Origin of the sequence: Saccharopolyspora pogona (genome assembly GCF_014697215.1) — a bacterium.
GTDB lineage: Bacteria > Actinomycetota > Actinomycetes > Mycobacteriales > Pseudonocardiaceae > Saccharopolyspora > Saccharopolyspora hattusasensis.
On sequence record NZ_CP031142.1, the window covers coordinates 2,470,936 to 2,490,007 of the forward strand.

A 19,072-nucleotide genomic window follows, 5' to 3' on the forward strand; every position below is an offset into this window, starting at 1 on the left:
GGCGACCCTGCTGGCTAATTCCTGATCATGCTGCGAGGGCGAGTTCGAGGCGGGTCAGATGGCTGGTGCGGGTCCGGTCGAGGGGGTGGCCGTTCCACCAGGCATCGAGGCGGATCAGGTTGAGTGCGACCGCGGAGAACACGTGTTCCAGGTGGGTCTTGGCCAGCCCGCGGTAACGGGCGTGGCGTAGGTCGGTGACCGCGATGCCTTGGCGGATGGTGCCCTCGACCCCGGCCCGCAGCGCGTATTTGGCCTGCCAGTCCTTGGTTTCCTGGTCGGCGCGGGCAGCGCGTTGAGCCTCGTGGACGGCCCGCGGGTGCACGGTGATTTGGCGTCGCCGGGTCCGGGAGGTGGTGCACTGCTCGCGGACTGGACAGGGCCCGCAGGTGGCGGTCGCGAAGGTGATCACGATCGTGTCGGTGCCGCGCTGGGTGGCCGGGTTCCAGGTGGAGCTGGTCTGGCCTTGTGGGCAGGTGGCCTGCTCGCGGTCGAAATCGATGGTGAACGCGGCCCGGTCGAACCCGGTGCCGGCCCTGGCCTGGGGCGAGTGGTCGGCCAGCAGGGGAGTGATCAGCGTGACACCGAAATCGGTTGCGGAGCTGACGATCAGCTCGGCCGAGGGGTAGCCGGAGTCCAGGTAGTGCTCGCCGGGCAGCAGGCTACGACGATCCAGCGCCTGGTGGATCGGTTCGGTCATGGCCACGTCCGGGACACTCGCGTCCGTGGTCGCCACGTTCGTGATCAGGTTGGGTCGTGGCACGGTGGCATCGGCCGGCTGGGTGCTGGGGCGTTCGCAGGTCTCGCTGACGTGCACCTTGTAGCCGTTCCAGAAGGTGTCGCGTTTGCCGCCCCATCGGGCATCGGTGTCATACGGCGAACTCAGGCGCCATCTCCCTGGCGGGAGACCGTCCGTGTCCGCCTCCCGCCGTGTGATCACCTCCCGCCCGTTCCTGGCCACGGTGCGGGTGTAGTTCTGCAGCAGCACCACCCGCAGCACCTCCACGGCAGGCAACTCACGCAACCAGCCAGGGGCGTCGGGGGAATACACCGCACCCAGCAGCGTGTACCCGTCGGTGCCGTAGGCCAGCGCCAGATCCCGGCGTTTGGCTTCGGAGGTGGGCAGTCGCCAGGAATCCACCCGCGCGGCATACCGCTTTCCCCACGCCGGCACATCGATCGCCCCGGCCAGCCACTCCGGTGCGGCGGCCGCGAGAGCCTCCAGCGCGGCCCGCACCGACTCACCCGCCAGCTCCAGCCGGTTCAGATCCCGCACCGCCGCCACGACGTGGGTCGAATCGGTGCGCTGCTTCCCGCCGGCGGCCACCAATCCCTTGTCCTGCAACACTTTCAACAGCAGATCCAGCGCTCGTTCCTCCAACCCGTGGGCGACCAGCCGGGTGCGGAACTCACTCAAGATCGAAGCATCAAACCCCGGATCGTCCAGCTCCATGCCCAGCGCGTACTTCCAGTCCATGCCGAACCGGACCCGGTGTGCCGCACCCCGATCGGTCAGGTTCTCCGCCATCTGTAACACCGTGACCAGCGCCAACCGTCCCGGCGACCACCCCGGCTTCCCCCGCGTCCCGAACGCCTCGGTGAACTCCGCATCGCTGAACAGCTCACCCAACTCGTCACGGACCCGCATCGCCAACGGGTACTCGCCCGTGCCCGCCGCCGCCCGCGCGGCACGCACGGTCGCCTCCGGAATCCGCGGCCACGGCCGGGGCTGCATAGACACCACACACTCCATCCTGCGGCCAGGAAGCGGGTAAGCCGACCGCAGAAAGATCATGCACCAGATCAACGGACCACGGCGACACCAAACCCAGCCCCTCGCCGAATTAGCCAGCAGGGTCCACGACAGGCGCAAAACGAAATGAGGATGAGCAGCCCAACCCGGCTGATCCTGGCCCGACACGGCCAGGCCCACTGCAACGTCCACGGGATCATCGGCGGCCCACGCGGCTGCACCGGTCTGACCGGCCACGGCCATCACCAAGCCCAACAACTGTCCGAACGGTTACTCAGCGACCACGCCCAGACGCCGATCGACGCCGCTTACGCATCACCGCTCCGGCGAGCCCGGGAAACCGCCGGCATCATCGCCGAACACCTCGACCTACCGATCACCATCGACCACGACCTACGTGAACCCGACTACGGCGACGCCGACGGCAAACCCTGAACCGACACCGTGGCCGAGTTCGGCCGCATCCCCTGGACCGCCCCGGGTTTTGTGGAGACCTGATCATCTGTCTCGTGGGGCTATGCCGCTGTCGGGGGCTGCACGTGTCTGCGTTGCCGGAAGGCTTGCTCGAACTCCATCGGTGGCCTGTCGCCGCACCAGGAGTGCAACCGTTCATGATTATACCAGTAAACCCATTCCGCGGTCGCCAAGGTGACCTCGGCGGCGTCTTTCCATGGGCCGTTCCGGGCGATGAGTTCCTTTTTGTAGAGAGCGTTGACCGACTCTGCCAGCGCATTGTCGTAGGAATCGCCCGTACTGCCAACGGATCGTTCGATCCCGGCGTCGGCGAGCCGTTTCCCGTAACGGATCGAGGTGTATTGAACACCTCGATCGCTGTGATGTACCAATGCTTTACTGAGATGTTCTTTCCGGGACCACAATGCCATATCGAGCGCGTCTAGCGCAAGCTCGGTTCTCAGGTTGTCCGACACCTGCCAGCCCACGATCGCGCGGGAAAACGCATCCGTCACGAAAGCGGTATAGCAGAAATCACCATCGAGAATGTCCACATAGGTCACATCGGTGACCCACAGCTGGTTCGGCGCCGGCGCCCTGAAATCTCGTTCCACCAGGTCACGCGGCCTGGTGTCCGCATTGCCGGGGATCGTCGTCCGCGGCCGGTGCCGTGTGGCCACGACCCCGGTCATGCCTTCGGCGCGCATCAGTCTCTCAACCGTGCACCGCGCCACCTTCACTCCCTCGCGTAAGAGCTGTTTCCACACTTTCCGGGCCCCGTACATCCCTTTGCCCTGCTGTTCCCAGACCGCCCGGATCTCCGGGATCAGTTCCTCATCCCGCGACCGGCGATCCGACGGCTGCCCCTGACGTTTCTTCGTCGCGTAATACGTCGACACCGCAAATCCGATCACCTCGCACACCGGGGCGACACCGAATTCGCTACGGTAGGTATCGACGAACCCAGCTATCTCGGCGGTCGAGGGTCCAGTTCCCGTGCGAAAAAAGCAGAAGCCGCTTTCAGGATCTCGTTCGCCCGGCGAAGCTCGCGGTTCTCCCGCTCCAATTCCGCGATCCGCACGTCAGCCTCCGATACCGAGCCCGCCGCCCGCTCGCCCGAGGGCCGCCGCCCCTGATCGTCCTGACGTAACCAGTACCGCAACGCCTCCGGATTGACCCCCAACTGCTGGGCCACCCGCGCGATCGCCCCACGCCCCGGACCCAGCTCCCGCTCCAGATCACGCACCATCCCCACCGCGCGTTCCTTCAACTCCACCGGGTACTTCCTCGCCGCTGCCATGCCGTTCATCCTCTCCAGAACCAACGGCCTCCAACGAACCCGGGGTGGTCCACCCGCCCAACACTCAGACCACCCACTCGCACCCGGCGCCGAAACCTGGACTTCCTACCTCCAGCGCGCCACCACGGCCCTGCAGAACATCCTCGCCCGCCACGCCGGCGGCACAGTGCTGATCGTCGGACACGGCGAAACCATCACCGCCGCCGCACACCACTTCCTCAACCTCGCCGCCAGCCTCCGCGCCACCGCAGCGTTCGCCGCGAACTACGCCAGCATCACGCGATGGGAGCAACAGCCACTCTCCTGGACCCGCCCCGGAGCCGGATGGCGCTGGACTCTACTCACCCACAACGACACCACCCACCTCACCAAGTAGCCAGTGGTAGTAGGCCTGCCGGGAGATCCCCAGCACCCTGCACGTCACCGCCACCGGCACCCTGACTCGGGCACCGGTGGCGGCCAGTTCACGGACGAGCGGGAAGACTATTTCCCCGCAGGCTGCCTTGCGCGAGATACGCGGCGGCCCTACGCAGCACCTCGTTCTCCTGCTCCAGCAACCGGTTGCGTTTACGCAGTTCCCAACAGAGTGGAGGCCCACGTGCTCTCCACACGCGTGGAGGTGGTTCGCCAGCGACCACGATTCCGATCGAGTCCGCCAACCTATGGTCCGTAGTGACCGGCCGGCGCGCATCAGCCGGTACGTCGGGAATCCTTCGATTCATCCGCCCAACTGACTGGCTTGATGTTTGAATCGCGATCAGTCTCAGCACGAAGGATTGGGAGTAACGATGTCCGACTACGACCCGCGTTCCGCAGATAATCGGGCTCTGACTCCGCTTTATCGGTGAGATGCCCTGGTCAGAGTGTTGAGGCATAGCGGGAAACGTACAAAAGCCTAGTGACACGTCACGGGTCGATCACGTGCTGTGACCTGTAGTAAAGGCTTGCTCTCCTGGTCGGTGGGTGGTTACGTTCGGTGCGCGTACGTGAAGCGCTCGACCCGCAGGACTCGCGACGGGCAGGTCATCGGCTATCTGCAGTTGGCCCATAACGAGTGGGACCCGGTGTCGAAGTCGTCGAAGACGCGCGTGCTGCACAACTTCAGACGTGAGGATCAGGTCGACCTTGAGGCGGTGCGGCGGCTGGTCGCGTCGCTGAGCAAGCTGCTGACGCCGGGACAGGCGCTGGCCGCCGGGGCGCCGGCGGAGCTGGCGTTCACCGCCTCGGTCGCCTTCGGCGGCACGCACGCCCTGGACGGGATCTGGTCCGAGCTGGGGATCGCTGCGCAGTTGCGCACGCTCGGGGCCAAGCGCCGATTCGACGCCCGGTTCGAACGGATCTTGTTCGCGCTCGTGGCGAACCGGGCGTTGGCGCCGTCGTCGAAGCTGGCCGCGGCCGACTGGATCAGCCACGACGTGCATATCGCAGGGCTGGACGAGGTCGGTGAGGACGCCTGTTATCGGGCGATGGACTGGCTGCCGGCCATCGAGCCGGTGCTGGCCCGCGAGGTCTACTTCTCCGTGGCACACCTGCTTAATCTCGAGGTGGACCTGCTGTTTTTCGATACCACCAGCACCTATTTCGAGACCGGGCAAGCCGACGAGGCGGTGTCACGCGATCAGCACGGCAGGCGGGTCGAGCCGGATGCTCCTGCGGCCGCGGGCGAGGCGGGGTTCCGCGCGTTCGGCAAGTCCAAGGATCACCGCGACGACCTGCCGCAGGTCATCGTGGGGATGGCGGTCACCCGTGACGGGATCCCGGTGCGCTGCTGGTCCTGGCCCGGCAACACCGCCGATTCCGCTCTGATCCGCCAGGTCCGTGACCAGCTACGTGAGTGGAACCTGGCCCGGATCGTCTGGGTCGGCGACCGTGGCTTCGCCTCCGAAGCCAACCGCCGGTATCTGCAGCAGGGCGGCGGGCACTACATCCTCGGAGAGAAGCTGCGCGGCGGCACCGCCGCGGCCGACACCGCCTTGTCACGTCAGGGCCGCTACCAGAAGGTCCGCGACAACCTCGAGGTCAAGGAAGTCCGCCTCGATCCGGACCTGGCCGACGATCGCTTCGTGATCTGCTTCAACCCCGACGAAGCCGAACGCGACCGCGTCACCCGCGAGCGGCATGTCAGCACCCTGACCGAACTCATCACCGACTCCGACAAGCTCAGCAAGACCAAACGGGGCGAGCTACGCGGCGTGATCTCCACCAAGAAGCACCTCAACCGCTACCTGCGCCTGACCGCGGGCGGGCTGCTACGCGTCGATCAGGCCGCGATCAAACGCGAGGCCAACCTCGACGGCAAGTACCTGCTGCGCTGCTCGGATCCGAAGCTGTCAGCCGAGGACATCGCGCTGGGCTACAAGCAACTACTCGAAGTGGAACGCGGTTGGCGCGACATGAAGACGGTGCTGGACCTGCGGCCGGTCTACCACCGCCGCGAAGACCGCATCCGCGCCCACGTCCTGCTCTGCTGGTTGGGTCTGCTGCTCATCCGCGTCGCCGAGAACCGCACCGGCCGCCGCTGGCCCGACCTGCGCCGCGACCTCGACCGTATCCACCTGGGCACCTTCACCGGCCCAGCCGGCGTCTTCCGCCGCCGCACCGACCTCACCCCCACGCAGACGGCACTGTTCACCGCACTCGGCATCAACCCGCCCCCGCTGGTCATCGAGGCCGCACCCGGCTGACCAGCACCGATCCCCGAAGCCTAGTGACACGCCCCGCCACCGGGCCAACCAGTATTTCCCCAGCTCACACCCTAAAATCGCGGACTAGACCGTCACCACATCTGCGGAACGCGGGTACGAGTTTCCTTCAACACCGGAACTCGAGAAGGCCTACAGGTCTGCATACACGGCGCTGGCGTCCCTCATACCCCAACACGCTGTGACCCCCGAAGCGGACACTTCCTTCCCTGAGGTGCTCTCACAATTCCGGTTCCTGGTTGACCAAGCAGAACTCTTAACCGTCGAGCAACTCGGCGCGCCCATCTCATGGGAAGCACCGCGCCCGGATGGAGACTGGGATCTGGTCATGGCCGGGATCGATCTTGACGATGACGCGCATGATTTCGGAGGTATCGAGCTCGGCACGGACGCGTTCGAAGGCCCAACGGGCACCTGGCACGGTAGCGCGCTGGACCGCGCAGGACTGGTCTACAAACGTGCGTGTGGATGGGATTTCGCACCAGGCGAGGCCGGCGTGTGGCTGGTGATGCTGGCCCCGCTTTCAGCCAGCGGCGGGGAGAATTAACCCTGGGGCTACGGTGGCCGCCTCGTCGGGTTCGTCGTGGTCTACGACCGCGACAAGGACGCCGCCTACGAATCGGTGGGTCATATCTGGACCGCGACGGCATGGCAACGACGCGGAATCGCACGGCGCTTGCTGACGGAGGCAAGATCACGGTTCCCAATCGCCAGCATCGAAAAGCCCTACACCGACAAGGGCGCCGCGTTTCTCGATGCATGCGAGGGATGATTCCGCTTCGTCTTCAACCTGCTTCTAGTGCTACACCCCTCCATCGGGATCGAGCTGGTCGACCCGCCCCGGCCCGCCTGAGCTGACCGAATCGGCACCCCACCGGCCCGAGCGGAACACGTCGTCCGCTCGGGCCGATTGCGTCCGGGCCCCGTAACCGGCCAGCGCCCGGCGTCGGGGACATCGACGAGGACCGTGTCCCCGGTGCGCAGCGAGCCCTCAGAGGCTAGCCATCACTCCTGCGCGGGGCACCAAAGTTGAACCCGGAGATGGGTCAATTAGGGCCAACAAGAGCACAAAAGTCGCCCTACAGATGGGTAGTCCAAACAACGTCTGAACTGCGATTTTATCAACTGCAGCCGACAAAATCGGCGTAGGACCCGCCTCCCGATCGACTCCGCCGGCGAAAGTTGAATCAGCAGGTGGGTCGTCGTCATCCCCCGCGAGCCCGGCCGACGCTCGTCAAGGACTGAAGCGAGCAGGGGTATACGTAACTAGTCCTCAAATAAGCGAGTCGGTCTCTGTGGGGCGGTGGTAGCCGAAATGATCACGTTGGCGTGAGCGTGGGATACGCCGATGAGTGGTGGGGGACGTTGTGGGGCTCGTATGGGCCGGTGTCGTGGCGCTCGGGTGGGTGCTGGGCGCCGATTTCGGGGTTCGGGCAGGCGTTGTCGCCACCGCGGGTGCGCGGTGGTCGGGTGTGAAGTCTGGTAACCGGTGGTGGGTTAGCCGAAGCGGGTGCGTTCGATGGTGTTCCAGGTGCTGAAGAGTCGGTCCAGGCTGGGTTGGTAGCCGATGAGCCGGATGGTGATGCTGCGGGCGTGGCGGATGACCATGGCGGGGATGAGGATGATGTGGTGGAGGAAGCGGCGGAATTCCATGCGGATGTAGTCGCGCCGGTGGTGTTTTCGGTGCATCATCATCGCGAACCAGGATTTGATGTTCCACGCGAGCGCGGCGATGACCATGTAGGCCCAGTTGGAGATCAGGTCGTATAACGGTACCCGCAGGGCTTGGATGCCGGATTTGAGTTGTCCGATGATGTTTTCCTGATCGCAGCGGTCGCCTGCGCAGGCCACCACCTCGGCGGCGGTGAGGTCGGTGCGGGTGGTGATGTAGAAGAAGTAGCGGATCTCGTCGAACAGGACCTGTTCGCCGCGGGTTTTGCTGATGTTCTTGCGCACCGCGACCACTTGGTAGGGCCGCCGGCATTTGCCGGGCTGGTAGGTGAACTCGGCGACGTCCTCGTGGTTGAGTTCGAGGTTGACATACCCGCGTTCGGTGACGATCCGCTGCTTGTGGTTCTCCCTGCGGGCACGGGTCCCTCCGGTGCGCGGCTCGTAGGCGGCGGGCCGCTGCAGCCGGCTCCAGCAGGCCTCGTCGAGCGCTTCGGCGCGGGAGCGCAGCGCGGCGTTGTTGTCCATGCCGAAGACGAAGTCAACCTTCTCGGCCCAGCGGTCGAAGTGCGCGGTCAACGAGAAGTCGGTATCCCCGCGCAGGCACACCCGCTCGGCGTGCGGGGCCACCAACTCGATCGCCTTGTCGATCCACTGCGCCGCGCCCTGATGGCTGGGCGCGTTGCCGGGCCGGTTGACCAGATACAGCACTTCCTTGGTGTTGGCCAGCGACACGATCAGCGGCGCATACCCCCAGATTCCCTTGTAGGAAATGTCCATCCCGGCCTTGTGCTCCCCGCCGGTGGGCACGATCGTGCCGTCGACGTCGAGGTAGGCGATCGGACCCAGTAGGTCTCGTCCCCGACCCGTCCACAACTGCGGGCGCACCGCGTTGATCGCCTCCATCAACGCCACCACGTCATCCTTGGCGAACCGACGGCAGAAGTCCCCCGCCGTGGTCGGATCCGCCGATCAGGTCCGCGCCCAGCGCGTTCATGTAGGCGGTGTCATGCCGCAGCCGCTCGATGTCCTCCAGCCGGGTGCCGCCGCAGGCCACGTTGTAGGCGAGGTTCAACACGTGATCGGACTCATGGTAGGGCAGGTGCACCTTCAACAACGCCAGACTGTCGTTGATCCGCTCGGCCAAACCGAGCTTGGTCACCAGTCGGTGCACCGCCGCGATCCCGCCGAAGCACGTGGCGTCGACGTTCCCGCCGATCTCGTAGCTCACCGTGCCCGAGTGCAGCATCGGCTTGGACTGCGCGCCCCAGTGTCCCGCACGTGCATGCCGGGCCGCCACCTTGCGCCGTCGGCGTGCCGCGTTCCGCCGACTCTGCTCGTGCGGTATCTTCTTCACCACAAAGGCCTTTCCTCTTGGGATGCGTTGGAGTCGCAAACCCAAGCAGGATAAGGCCTTTGCCTTATCTCAGGCCGGATCTACCCACCCGACACGCTTGATGAAGGACTAGTGTCGCGGTCAGAATGTCTCTGGCACGCGCAGCTGTGTAGCTGGGTTCGGGATGGTCGTTGATGATCTCCCGCTGCCTCTCCCCCGGAATCCCAGCGTTGGAGGAGGTTCATGACGACCACATCGGATCGTTGCGGATCGTGCTCTTCACCCAGCAGCGGTGCTCTTCGGCCTCGGCCGTGCCGACCGCCGACAACAGGTTTGCCTCTACGAAGCGTGTCGGCGCGTAGCGGAGCCCGAGGACCATGTTGGAGGCGGCAAGGGACGTCTCGCGGAACTGCCACCATCGCGGCACGATCTCCTCGAACGGAACGTGATCCGGTCAATGCAACTAGAGCTACATTGAAACCGTGGTTATATCAAGGATCGTTCCAGCAGACAGGACACGGGTGGGGGCGTGACGGTGCAAGGAGACTCCGTATTCGCGATCGACGACGTGGTCCTGCGGCGCCAGGCCACGCCGGTGCTCGATCACGTGAGCGCGCGAATCCCCGCCGCAGCCTGTACCGCCGTCGTCGGGCGCAGCGGGGCGGGAAAGTCGACGCTGCTGCGGTTGCTGACCCGGCTCGACGACCCCGACACCGGGCAGATCGCCTTCCGCGGGATCCCCTTGGCCCGGCATGATGTGCTGGATCTGCGGCGCCGGGTGCAGTTGGTCGCCCAGCAGCCGGTGTTGCTCAGCGATTCGGTTGTCGACGAAATCCGGCTCGGCCGCCCGCAACTCGGCCGGGCGGACGTGGCTTGCCTCCTGTCGCGGGTCGGGCTGCCGTCCTCGCTGCTCGACCGCACCACCGCCGGGCTCTCCGGCGGAGAAGCTCAACGGGTCTGTCTCGCCCGCGCTCTGGCTCTGGAGCCGGAGGTGCTGCTGCTGGATGAGCCCACCGCCGCACTGGACGCAGCCAGCGCAGCCGCGATCGACGACACCGTCCGGGCCCACGTCAACCGCGGTGGCACGGCGGTGCTCGTCAGCCACAACACCGCCCAGGTCGACCGGGTCGCCGACCACGTGATCGTCATGGACAACGGCCACGTCCGCGCCTGCGGACCACCCGATGTCATCCGGAACCAGGAGACCGCTCCATGAACCTCACCAGCGTGACCTGGCTGCACGTAGCGATGTCCGTGGTGCTGATCGCGATCGCGGTCGCCGTCGCCACCCACCAACGGCTCGCGGTGAGCAGAGACATGCTTCTCGCTGCCGTCCGGGCAGCCGTGCAACTGGCCGCGGCCGGCGCCGTCCTGCTCCTGCTGTTCCAGCATGCCGGGCTACCAGGCGCCCTGGGCTGGGTCGCGGTGATGATCCTCATCGCCGGACAGGTCGCCGGGCGCCGAGGCCGCGCCGTGCCCCGCGCCCCCGCACTGGCCACTCTCGCGATCACAGCCGGGTCGCTCGTAGCGTTGAGCAGCCTGCTACTGGTCCGCATCCTGCCCACCCGACCCGAGGTCGTCATCCCGATCGGCGGCATGATCGTCTCCACCGCCATGCAGGCCACCGGCCTGACCCTGCTGCGACTCGCCGAAGACACCCGTCAAGCACGCCCCGCCATCGAGGCCCGGTTGTCACTGGGTATGACAGTCCAGGACGCTTTCGCCCAACACCGCCGCTCCGCCGCCCGCACCGCACTCCTGCCCGCGATCGACTCCACCAAAGTCGTCGGACTGATCAGCCTGCCCGGCGCGATGACCGGACTCATCCTCGCCGGAGTCGACCCCCTGACCGCCATCCGCTACCAGATCGTGGTCATGTACATGCTGCTGGCCGCAGCAACCGTGGCCGCCGCCGTCGCCAGCCACCTCGCCCAACGAGCGCTCTTCGACACCTCAGCACACCGACTTCAGCAACCGCGGTGACCTCTGCGAGGCGGCCGGGCACGCGAGAACGCGAATACAGTTCGGGACGCTGCCGATAGGTGATGGCGCAGCCTGAAGTCGGCGGAGCGCTGAGCAGATCGCCTGTCAAAGTCGCTCCGAAGGCCTACGATCCTCGCCGGCGTCGACCCCGGCGAGGCTCATGTGATCCGCCACGCCTACGCGTGCGAGCACGAGGACAGCGGCTTATCGGGCATCCACGCGGATTCCACCGACGCAGAGATCCTGCAGTACACGAGCCAGCAGTCCGCGAAACCACACATATTCCCGGTCGTTCCGCCCCGTACCTGGATCGTGTTCATCCGGGAGGGCAGCAACTGGGCCCGGCTCTGGTCGGTGTTGGAAAACCACGGCGAGATATCCAACGATGGGACGCTGCGCACGTTCGACCTCGTCGCCTCCGAGCAATTGGCCGACCTCAGGAACCGACTGGTGATCGGCTGGAGATCACCGCGCACCTGGCGGATCAACGCCACGACGGCCGCCGGCTACCCGGTCATGGAGATCGCCGACGCAAAGCCGGAGCCGTTCCCCGGCTTCGACCGGCTCGCTCTGGACTACGCCCAACTCCAGGCCGTGATGCGCGAACATCGCTACACCTCCTGGCGCACCGCACTGACGTCGGTGACAGGCGTCTACCTGATCACCGACACCCGCGACGGACGTCAGTACGTCGGCAAAGCCGACGGCGCAGAGAGCATCCACCAACGCTGGGAGGCCTACGCTGCCAACGGTCATGGCGGCAATGTCGAGCTGCGCAACGTCAATCCGGCGACCTTCCGATTCTCGTTGCTGCGAGTGTTCGACCCAGCGACTCCCACCCGGCAGATCGACGCGGCCGAGAGCCACTTCAAGCACGCCCTCGACACACGCAGGCACGGCCTGAACCGCAACTAACGGCCAAGCCCTTTCCCCGTCACGAAGGGAGATCACCCTCGCGGCCGAGGTCGAGGGGATCCTTGATGCGCACCCTCTTGCCGAGGTCCTGACGTCCATGCCCGGCACCGGAGTCAGGCCCCCCACCCGCATCCTGCTGGAGATCGGCGACGCCTCGGCATTCGCCAGCTCCGCGCACCTGGCCGCCTACGCCGGCCTCGCCCCGGTCACCCATCCCTCCGGCAGCAGCATCCGAGGCGAACACCCAGCCCGCACCGGCAACCGCAAGCTCAAACGCGCGTTCTTTCCGCCACGTACGCTGCCTTGTCCGACCCGGTCAGCCGCGCCTACTACGACCGGAAGAGAGCCGAGGGCAAAAAGCACAACGCCGCCCTGATCTGCCTGGCCCGACGCCGCTGCGACGTCCTGTTCGCCATGCTCCGCAACAAGACCCTCTACCAGCCGACCCGACGCACAACCCAAGCAGCAGCACCCCCAGCCGCCGCTCGACAAAACCATAGAAACACCCCCACGGTGCGGCCACGGCGATAGTCACCTTCAGCCGGCTGCTCCCGAGCTTCGCGATCATACGTTCGGGCACGGGACCAACCTGCCTAGGACCGTTCCTCAGCCGACTCCCTCCCGCCATCCGATCCACTTCCCGGCTCCACACCGGTGAGGGGACGGATTTGTCGACGCGATTCGGCCCGGGAGGGCCTCCCATGTCCGTTCTCTTGCCGTCCTTTACCGCCAGTGCCCGACCGCACGGATTTGATTCCGCACTAGCCCCACGGTCAGGCCCGCAGCGAGATCGGTCCGCGTCCTCGTGAGACGCACGAGGTCATCACCTCCTTACGTTCATCCTCGCTCAGACACAGATCTCTGTGGTCGATCTCCCCGTCGACCACTTCGAGGACACAGCTGCCGCAAGCACCGCCCTCGCACGAGTAGTCGACGGGCACGTTCTCGCGCAGCACCGCTTGCAGAAGCGACTCGTCCTCAGGGACGCGAATCACTCGCTTCGACAGGACCAGCCATGCGTCGAAAACATCGCCGAGCTTCTCCCCCGGTTCGGTTGTCACACCGGTAAAACTCTCGCAGCGAACGCGCGCCGGGTCGAAGTCGGATGTGGCGTCGGCGATCGCGGCCATGAGGCTCGGTGGACCGCAGTAGTACAGGGTGGCCTCCCGAGGCAAGTCCTTCACGAAGGTCAGTACATCCAGCCGGCCACCTGCGCTGGACTCGTGCAGGACCAGCTTCGCACCTGAGTGCCCCAGGACATCCTGGTAGGCAGCATCGACGCGGTTGCGTACGCAGTAGTGGACTTCGCTCGCCGCTCCACGAGGCAATCCGCCCAGCAGCCCCAGCACCGCCGTGACCCCGATCCCGCCAGCGACGAACACGTGGTGCGCAGCGGCGGAGTCGATCCGCATACCTTCTTTCGGGTAGGATACGAACACCAGATCCCCCAGCGCCAACTCGTCCTGGAACAAGACTGAGCCGCCGCGGCCATCGCTCTCCCTGCGAACCGCGATGCGGTAGGTGGAAAGATCGTTGGTCGACCCTATGAGCGAGTAATCTCGCGTGGTCCCGTTCTGGTGCTGTAGCTGGACGTGATCTCCCGGGATGAACGGGGGGAACTCGGTTCTGTGGACTGGCTCGAAGGTCAGTTCGCGGACGTCGGACGCTGGCCACGATTCGGCCTTCAGCCGAGCGGCCATCAACAACCGCACACTCATCCGGCGTCCTTCCCCACCAAAGCCACAGGAACCTCGATCGCGTTCTCCTCGCCAGGGCGGAGAGGGCGCACGACGTCTCCGGGGCGGACCGTGCCGCCACGCAGGATCTGGCAGTTGAGGCCGGAACACCCGAGCAGCGGCTCGAACACCTTCTTGTCGATCAGCCGTTCCAGGTATCTGCACGGCACGTTGAGTCGACCGCCGTAGACGATGGCTTCCCCCACGGCGAAGTACTTCTCGACTAGCGAGTTGAGGGGAACTCCGCGGGTGACGACGTTGCGCCGCAACTCGACGCCTTCGATCGGCTCACCGATGGCACGGGCGACGTCGTCGATCACTTCTTGGGCGATCAACGTGAGCTGGCGGTCGGGGTGCCACAGGTGCGAGTAGTGGCCCTTGCCGAACGCGTACCTGTCCCCCGACATACCCACACCGGCAACCAGTTGCGCTGAGGTCACCGCGTGCATCTCGACACCCGCCGTTTCGGCGGCGAAGACAGCGCACACCTCTCCGCGCCATGGTTGGCCGGTAGCTTCGCCTCGTGTTGGATCGTTCATCGCGGTCAGTCCTTGCCCCTTCCCGATCTCGTACCCCGGGCGTGTCGCTCGATCGCGGGCCGACGCCTGATCGGCCAGCACATCGTCTGCCACGCGGTTCACGCCAGCGGGAACAACGTGTCAAGATTTGCCCATTGGGATCTTGTCCGGTCGTGCAGTGTCCCGGTTGGCAGGCAGATCACTACTGAGCGGCGAACGCGCCGTCTTGACCGCCCGTCGACCTCTGACCTCGAGCCGGTTCGCCAGCAGGGTCAGCAATCCGCACAGTCCGATGTAAACAACTGCGATGACCATGTACGTCGGAATGTAGGGGAACCCGAACTCCTGGCGAGCCCCCATCTGCCGCCCCACGTAGAGGAGTTCGTTGTAGGTGATGATGAAGCCGAGCGAGGTGTCCTTCAGGAGGATGACCAGCTGGCTGATGATCGCTGGAAGCATCGTTCGCACTGCCTGCGGTAGCAGGATCGTCCGGACGACCTGGTTCTTCCGGAAGCCGATCGCGTACGCGGCTTCTCGCTGTCCGACCGGGACCGCCACGAGGCCGGCTCGGAAGACTTCAGCGAGTACCGATCCGTTGTAGAGGGTCAACCCGAGCACGACCGCCCACATCGGTGACAAACCGAGGTCGTACTGCAGGGATCCGTAGTAGAAGAAGAACATCAGGATCAGCATCGGAACCGCGCGGAAGGTCTCGACCACCACCGTGGCCGGTACCCGGATCCAGACATGGTCGCTGATCCGTGCCGATGCGAACATCGCACCGAACACGATCGCGAGGACCGCCGCGATTCCCGCTGCCCGCAGCGTGTTCCACAAGCCTTCGAGAAGCTGCCGCTGAATCGCGATGTACTGGAACTGCTCCCACCGGCGCAGCTCGAACTGCCCGGACTCGTACAGCCGGTAGATGATCCAGCCGATCGCGACAACCAGGACAGCCACCACCACGACATCGGCGATCCTGTTCCTGACCACGGCCCGCGGGCCGGGTGCGTCGTAGAGCACGTGGTTCATGCCGGCACCGCCGCCCGTCGTTCGGCCCACCGCTGAGCGAGCATTAGCGGAAGGATCAGGATCAGGAAACCGACCGTGATCCAGAACAACGTGACCATTTGATTCTCCCCGCGCTCAGCCATCGCCGCAGGAATCGATCCGGCCTCCACCACCGAGAATCCAGCAGCGATAGTGGTGTTCTTCAGCAACGCGATCGCCGTACTCGTCAGCGGTGGCATGATCGCGCGGAAGGCCTGCGGCAAGACCACGATCCCCAGGACTTGGAGGAATGTCATGCCGACCGAGCGCGCGGCCTCCGCCTGCCCCGCAGGCACGGTGTTGATACCCGACCGCACCACCTCGCAGATGAAGGCACTCGTGTACGCGGTGAGCGCCGCGATCGCAGCCCAGAAGAAGGAGGGCAGCTCGACTCCCATCTTCGGAGCGGCGAAAACGAGGAAGGCGAACACCAACACCAGCGGAGTGCTGCGCATCGTGTTGACGTAACCGGTGCCGACCGCTCGCAGTGCCGGTAACGAGGACACTCGGCAGGCCGCCAGAAGCGTTCCCAGCACCAAGCTCAGCGCCCCGGCGACCAGGAACAGCTTGATCGTGGTCAGGAAACCGATCCGGAACAGTTCCCAGTTGTCTAAGAGAACAGAGGACATCGCCGCTCCGTGGTGAATGAGGACAAGATCTGCAACGGGTACAGGACCGTGCGCGGGCCGCGGATTGTCAGTACCGCTCGGGCGCCGGCGGAACTGCCGGGATCCCGGACTTGCCCAGGGTCGAGTCGTACAGCTTCTGCCAAGTGCCATCAGCGCCGGCCTTGGCCAGCACATCGTTCATCGCTTCCCGCAGCGGTTTGTCCGACAGCGCCAGGCCGATGCCGTACTTCTCCTCGCTGAACGTCTCCCCGACCAACTTCAGCTCGTCCGGCGAGGCCGCCGCATACCCCTTCAGGATCGCGTCGTCTGTGGTGTTGGTGTCCACTTTGCCGTCAAGCAGCTGGGAAACACATTCCGAGCCGGTCTTGAACTCGACGATGTTCCCGGGTTCGGTCAAGCCCATATCCCTCACCCGCTGGATCGAGGTCGTCCCCGTCGCGGAGCAGACCTTCTTCCCCTTGAGGGTGTCCTTCCCGGTGATGTCCTTCTCGTCCTTACGCACGAGCAGGCTCTGGCCGGCAATGATGTACGGCCCGGCGAAGGAGATCTGTTCCTTGCGCTTGTCGTTGATGGTGTAGCTGCCGACGTAGTAGTCGACCTCGCCCGCTTGGATCGCCGCTTCCCGGTTCGCCGAGGGGATCTCCTTGTACTCGATTGACCCGGGATCGAAGCCGAGACCTGCCGACATCAATCGTGCGATCTCTACGTCGAAGCCGCAGCGATTTCCACTCGCATCCTTGTAGGCGAGGCCGGGCTGGTCCGCCTTCACACCGACCACCACGTGCCCGCGGCCCCTGATCCTGGCGAAGGTCGGACTGTCGGCGAGGTTGATGCCGTTGGCGACAGGCAACGGTGCCGGCGGACCGCACGCACCGGCTGCCGATCCCCCTGGAGTGCCCTCTTTCCCGCACCCGGTGGCCACGAGGATGACAGCCAAAGCACCTGCGATGGACAAGTTTCGGATCTTCATGGGGCATGTCCTTTCAAAAATGGACAAGGATCGCGGGAACTCCAGCGCTCAGTGGGTGAGGATCTTGCCCAGGAAGTCCTGTGCGCGCCGGGACGACGGGGCGGTGAAGAACGCGTCGGGATCCGTCTCCTCGACGATTTCACCGTCGGACATGAATACGACGCGGTCCGCGGCGCGACGCGCAAAGCCCATCTCATGGGTGACGACGACCATCGTCATGCCTTGCTCCACGAGGTCTGTCATCACGTCCAGGACCTCTTGGACCATCTCGGGGTCCAGTGCAGACGTCGGTTCGTCGAACAGGAGGACTTTCGGGTCCATTGCCAGCGCCCGTGCGATCGCCACCCGCTGCTCCTGGCCGCCTGAGAGCTGGGCCGGGTACTTGTTCGCCTGATCGGCGACACCTACCCTTTCCAGCAACCGCACGGCCTTTTTCTCGGCCACGGTCCGATCGACCTTACGTACCTTGACCGGCCCCAGCACGACGTTCTCGAGAACGGACTTGTGCGCGAAGAGATTGAACGACTGAAAGACCATACCGACGTCGGCACGAAGTTGGGCGAGCGCTTTCCCCTCAGCGGGCAGCGGGTCGCCATCGATGGTGATCACACCCGAATCGATGCGCTCGAGCCGGTTGATCGTGCGGCACAGCGTGGACTTCCCGGAACCAGATGGTCCGAGTACGACGATGACGTCGCCCCTGCCGATGGTCAGGTTGACGTCCTTGAGCACATGGGCTTCGCCGAACCGCTTGTTGACGTCGGCCAAGGCCACGAGACCAGTCGAACCGCCCACGGGGAACTTCCTCATGATGCTTCCACCAAGCCCTTCGGCCACGCACTGGCGGCCGCATCGGAAGGAGATGACATGGCCCGCTCCACCTGTGCGATGCGGGACGTGAAGTTGGACAGAGTTTGCCTCTCAGACAAACTCTGCACAAGCCCCAGAGGCAACAAATTTTGCCTAGATGGAGATGAGTGGGCGTCCTACAAGTGAGCCGTCACTGAACACACGCAGGCCCCGCACAGCAGAGGACTAGGCACTACTGCCGACGGGTAGCCGAACCCCTCAACACTCATCAGGTCGCGCGACGGCCGCGGCCGAACCGCGTCCGCACAGCCTCATCCCACGCTGGACCATGTCAGCCTTCTTCGAACGCCAGGCACTCACGCGGAGGACTCAACCTCGACTCGCCAACCGGGCAACTGGACAAGATCCAGCCCGTGAATACAGCCCTGCGGCCCCTCCTACCACGCGCCGAGGTCCGGAATTACGACGGTCCGCAGCTCGAGCCCCGCAACGCTGCTGTCACTTGTGACCGTTTCCCCTCCTTGCCGGGGAGCCGGCCGAGACGATGAAGACGGTCGCGCGCGCCCGCCCGCGATTGCAGATCCGGTGCGGGCTTTGGGCATCGAAGTGGGCGGCATCTCCGGGTTCGAGATCGAAGCTCTCAGAGCCGATCTCCACGCGGACTCGGCCAGAGCGCACGAGCAGCCATTCTTCTCCAACGTGCTGCGCAGCCCGGCTGGTCCGAGAGCCGCCAGGGAGCTCCAGGCGGATCGCTTCCAACAGGTTCAGTCCCGTTATCCCACTCAGTGCGGCGTACTTGTAATCCGGACCGTCGTGCAGCGGAGCCTCGTCGCCCCGGAAGACGTGGCAGGCCGTTTGCGGTTCTTCGCCGACGAGTTGTCCCAACGGCAATCCGTAGGACCGGGCCAGCTGGATGAGGACACCGATCGAGGGCTGTCGCTCACCCCGCTCCAGGCGCGACAGGTGAGTCACGGAAACCCCATTGGCCTCAGCGGCTTCGGCAAGCGTCCAACCCCTTCGATGCCGCGCCTCCAGCAAGCGTTGGGCGATCAGCTTCTCGGTCTGTCCCGGATCCAGCACGTCCTGCATTATGCCTCTCAGTCAAAGCGACTGTCCCGCAAGCGTCTGCTTCCCGGGTTGACGTTTCTTGCCTCGTAGTCAAAACTGTTCGCCAACTAGGCGACCTCGTATCCGCACCGGGAGAGGCCTAGCGGCTCGCTGGGCAACGCCCAGGAAATGGGCGGCGAAGTTG

At 65.2% G+C, this 19,072-nt stretch carries 17 protein-coding genes and 4 pseudogenes; 9 read left to right on the forward strand and 12 right to left on the reverse strand.

What is annotated here, in order from left to right; genetic code table 11:
• Window positions 1–25: 25 nt before the first annotated feature.
• On the reverse strand, window positions 26–1,732 hold the full coding sequence (locus DL519_RS11255; RefSeq protein ID WP_223840252.1) for an IS1182 family transposase: 1,707 nt from the start codon (window positions 1,730–1,732) through the stop codon (window positions 26–28).
• A 150-nt stretch (window positions 1,733–1,882) separates the two neighbouring features.
• On the opposite strand from DL519_RS11255, the gene DL519_RS11260 reads away from it, so the two are divergent.
• On the forward strand, window positions 1,883–2,185 hold the full coding sequence (locus DL519_RS11260; RefSeq protein ID WP_190814519.1) for a histidine phosphatase family protein: 303 nt from the start codon (window positions 1,883–1,885) through the stop codon (window positions 2,183–2,185).
• 80 nt (window positions 2,186–2,265) lie between these two features.
• Here the strand turns inward: DL519_RS11260 and DL519_RS11265 are convergent.
• Window positions 2,266–3,512, reverse strand: a protein-coding gene (locus DL519_RS11265; protein ID WP_449619122.1) for an IS3 family transposase whose coding sequence is annotated in 2 segments (ribosomal slippage) — window positions 2,266–3,206 and window positions 3,206–3,512 — 1,248 coding nt in all. Because the reading frame shifts where the segments join, the coding sequence is not laid out codon by codon here.
• Here DL519_RS11265 and DL519_RS11270 point away from each other — a divergent pair.
• On the forward strand, window positions 3,502–3,879 hold the full coding sequence (locus DL519_RS11270; protein WP_190814521.1) for a histidine phosphatase family protein: 378 nt from the start codon (window positions 3,502–3,504) through the stop codon (window positions 3,877–3,879). The genes DL519_RS11265 and DL519_RS11270 overlap by 11 nt on opposite strands.
• Here the strand turns inward: DL519_RS11270 and DL519_RS11275 are convergent.
• A pseudogene (locus tag DL519_RS11275) lies at window positions 3,880–4,081 on the reverse strand (IS3 family transposase); the annotation flags it as partial.
• A 381-nt stretch (window positions 4,082–4,462) separates the two neighbouring features.
• On the opposite strand from DL519_RS11275, the gene DL519_RS11280 reads away from it, so the two are divergent.
• The 3 genes and pseudogenes from DL519_RS11280 to DL519_RS11290 all read left to right on the forward strand — a co-directional run.
• Window positions 4,463–6,187 (forward strand): IS1634 family transposase, encoded by a 1,725-nt coding sequence (locus DL519_RS11280; RefSeq protein ID WP_449619140.1) that lies wholly within the window; start codon window positions 4,463–4,465, stop codon window positions 6,185–6,187.
• Window positions 6,188–6,386: 199 nt separating this feature from the next.
• Entirely contained in the window at window positions 6,387–6,752 is a 366-nt protein-coding gene (locus DL519_RS11285) for a hypothetical protein (protein ID WP_190814524.1), read from the forward strand.
• A gap of 21 nt (window positions 6,753–6,773) precedes the next feature.
• Window positions 6,774–6,977 (forward strand): annotated as a pseudogene (locus DL519_RS11290) (GNAT family N-acetyltransferase); the annotation flags it as partial.
• Between the two features lie 725 nt (window positions 6,978–7,702).
• On the opposite strand, the pseudogene DL519_RS11295 reads toward DL519_RS11290, so the two are convergent.
• Window positions 7,703–9,230: pseudogene (locus DL519_RS11295) on the reverse strand (IS1380 family transposase).
• A 220-nt stretch (window positions 9,231–9,450) separates the two neighbouring features.
• Window positions 9,451–9,636: a hypothetical protein gene (locus tag DL519_RS11305; RefSeq protein ID WP_190814528.1), complete on the reverse strand. Its 186-nt coding sequence runs from the start codon at window positions 9,634–9,636 to the stop codon at window positions 9,451–9,453.
• Window positions 9,637–9,738: 102 nt separating this feature from the next.
• On the opposite strand from DL519_RS11305, the gene DL519_RS11310 reads away from it, so the two are divergent.
• The 4 genes and pseudogenes from DL519_RS11310 to DL519_RS11325 all read left to right on the forward strand — a co-directional run.
• Window positions 9,739–10,425 carry an ABC transporter ATP-binding protein gene (locus DL519_RS11310; protein ID WP_223838782.1) on the forward strand — a complete coding sequence of 229 codons (687 nt, stop codon included), beginning with the start codon at window positions 9,739–9,741 and terminating at the stop codon, window positions 10,423–10,425.
• Window positions 10,422–11,192 (forward strand): ABC transporter permease, encoded by a 771-nt coding sequence (locus tag DL519_RS11315; protein ID WP_190814530.1) that lies wholly within the window; start codon window positions 10,422–10,424, stop codon window positions 11,190–11,192. Before DL519_RS11310 ends, DL519_RS11315 begins: the two co-directional genes overlap by 4 nt.
• A gap of 162 nt (window positions 11,193–11,354) precedes the next feature.
• Complete coding sequence (locus DL519_RS11320; protein WP_223838784.1) at window positions 11,355–12,107, forward strand: GIY-YIG nuclease family protein; 753 nt, start codon at window positions 11,355–11,357, stop codon at window positions 12,105–12,107.
• A 34-nt stretch (window positions 12,108–12,141) separates the two neighbouring features.
• A pseudogene (locus tag DL519_RS11325) lies at window positions 12,142–12,638 on the forward strand (transposase); the annotation flags it as partial.
• A 242-nt stretch (window positions 12,639–12,880) separates the two neighbouring features.
• On the opposite strand, the gene DL519_RS11330 reads toward DL519_RS11325, so the two are convergent.
• The 7 genes from DL519_RS11330 to DL519_RS11360 all read right to left on the reverse strand — a co-directional run bounded on the left by DL519_RS11330 (window position 12,881) and on the right by DL519_RS11360 (window position 18,909).
• On the reverse strand, window positions 12,881–13,825 hold the full coding sequence (locus DL519_RS11330; protein WP_190814532.1) for a PDR/VanB family oxidoreductase: 945 nt from the start codon (window positions 13,823–13,825) through the stop codon (window positions 12,881–12,883).
• Complete coding sequence (locus tag DL519_RS11335; RefSeq protein WP_223838786.1) at window positions 13,822–14,475, reverse strand: MOSC domain-containing protein; 654 nt, start codon at window positions 14,473–14,475, stop codon at window positions 13,822–13,824. The genes DL519_RS11330 and DL519_RS11335 overlap by 4 nt, the downstream gene beginning before the upstream one ends.
• 27 nt (window positions 14,476–14,502) lie before the next feature.
• The gene (locus DL519_RS11340; RefSeq protein ID WP_190814534.1) at window positions 14,503–15,393 is read right to left on the reverse strand and encodes an amino acid ABC transporter permease; all 891 of its coding nucleotides are present in this window, start codon (window positions 15,391–15,393) and stop codon (window positions 14,503–14,505) included.
• Window positions 15,390–16,040, reverse strand: coding sequence for an amino acid ABC transporter permease (locus DL519_RS11345; protein WP_190814536.1), 651 nt, complete (start codon window positions 16,038–16,040; stop codon window positions 15,390–15,392). Before DL519_RS11345 ends, DL519_RS11340 begins: the two co-directional genes overlap by 4 nt.
• A gap of 67 nt (window positions 16,041–16,107) precedes the next feature.
• Window positions 16,108–17,010 carry a glutamate ABC transporter substrate-binding protein gene (locus DL519_RS11350; RefSeq protein WP_190814538.1) on the reverse strand — a complete coding sequence of 301 codons (903 nt, stop codon included), beginning with the start codon at window positions 17,008–17,010 and terminating at the stop codon, window positions 16,108–16,110.
• A 48-nt stretch (window positions 17,011–17,058) separates the two neighbouring features.
• Window positions 17,059–17,778 carry an amino acid ABC transporter ATP-binding protein gene (locus DL519_RS11355; protein ID WP_397544944.1) on the reverse strand — a complete coding sequence of 240 codons (720 nt, stop codon included), beginning with the start codon at window positions 17,776–17,778 and terminating at the stop codon, window positions 17,059–17,061.
• Between the two features lie 540 nt (window positions 17,779–18,318).
• Entirely contained in the window at window positions 18,319–18,909 is a 591-nt protein-coding gene (locus DL519_RS11360) for a helix-turn-helix domain-containing protein (RefSeq protein ID WP_190814542.1), read from the reverse strand.
• Window positions 18,910–19,072 lie beyond the last annotated feature (163 nt).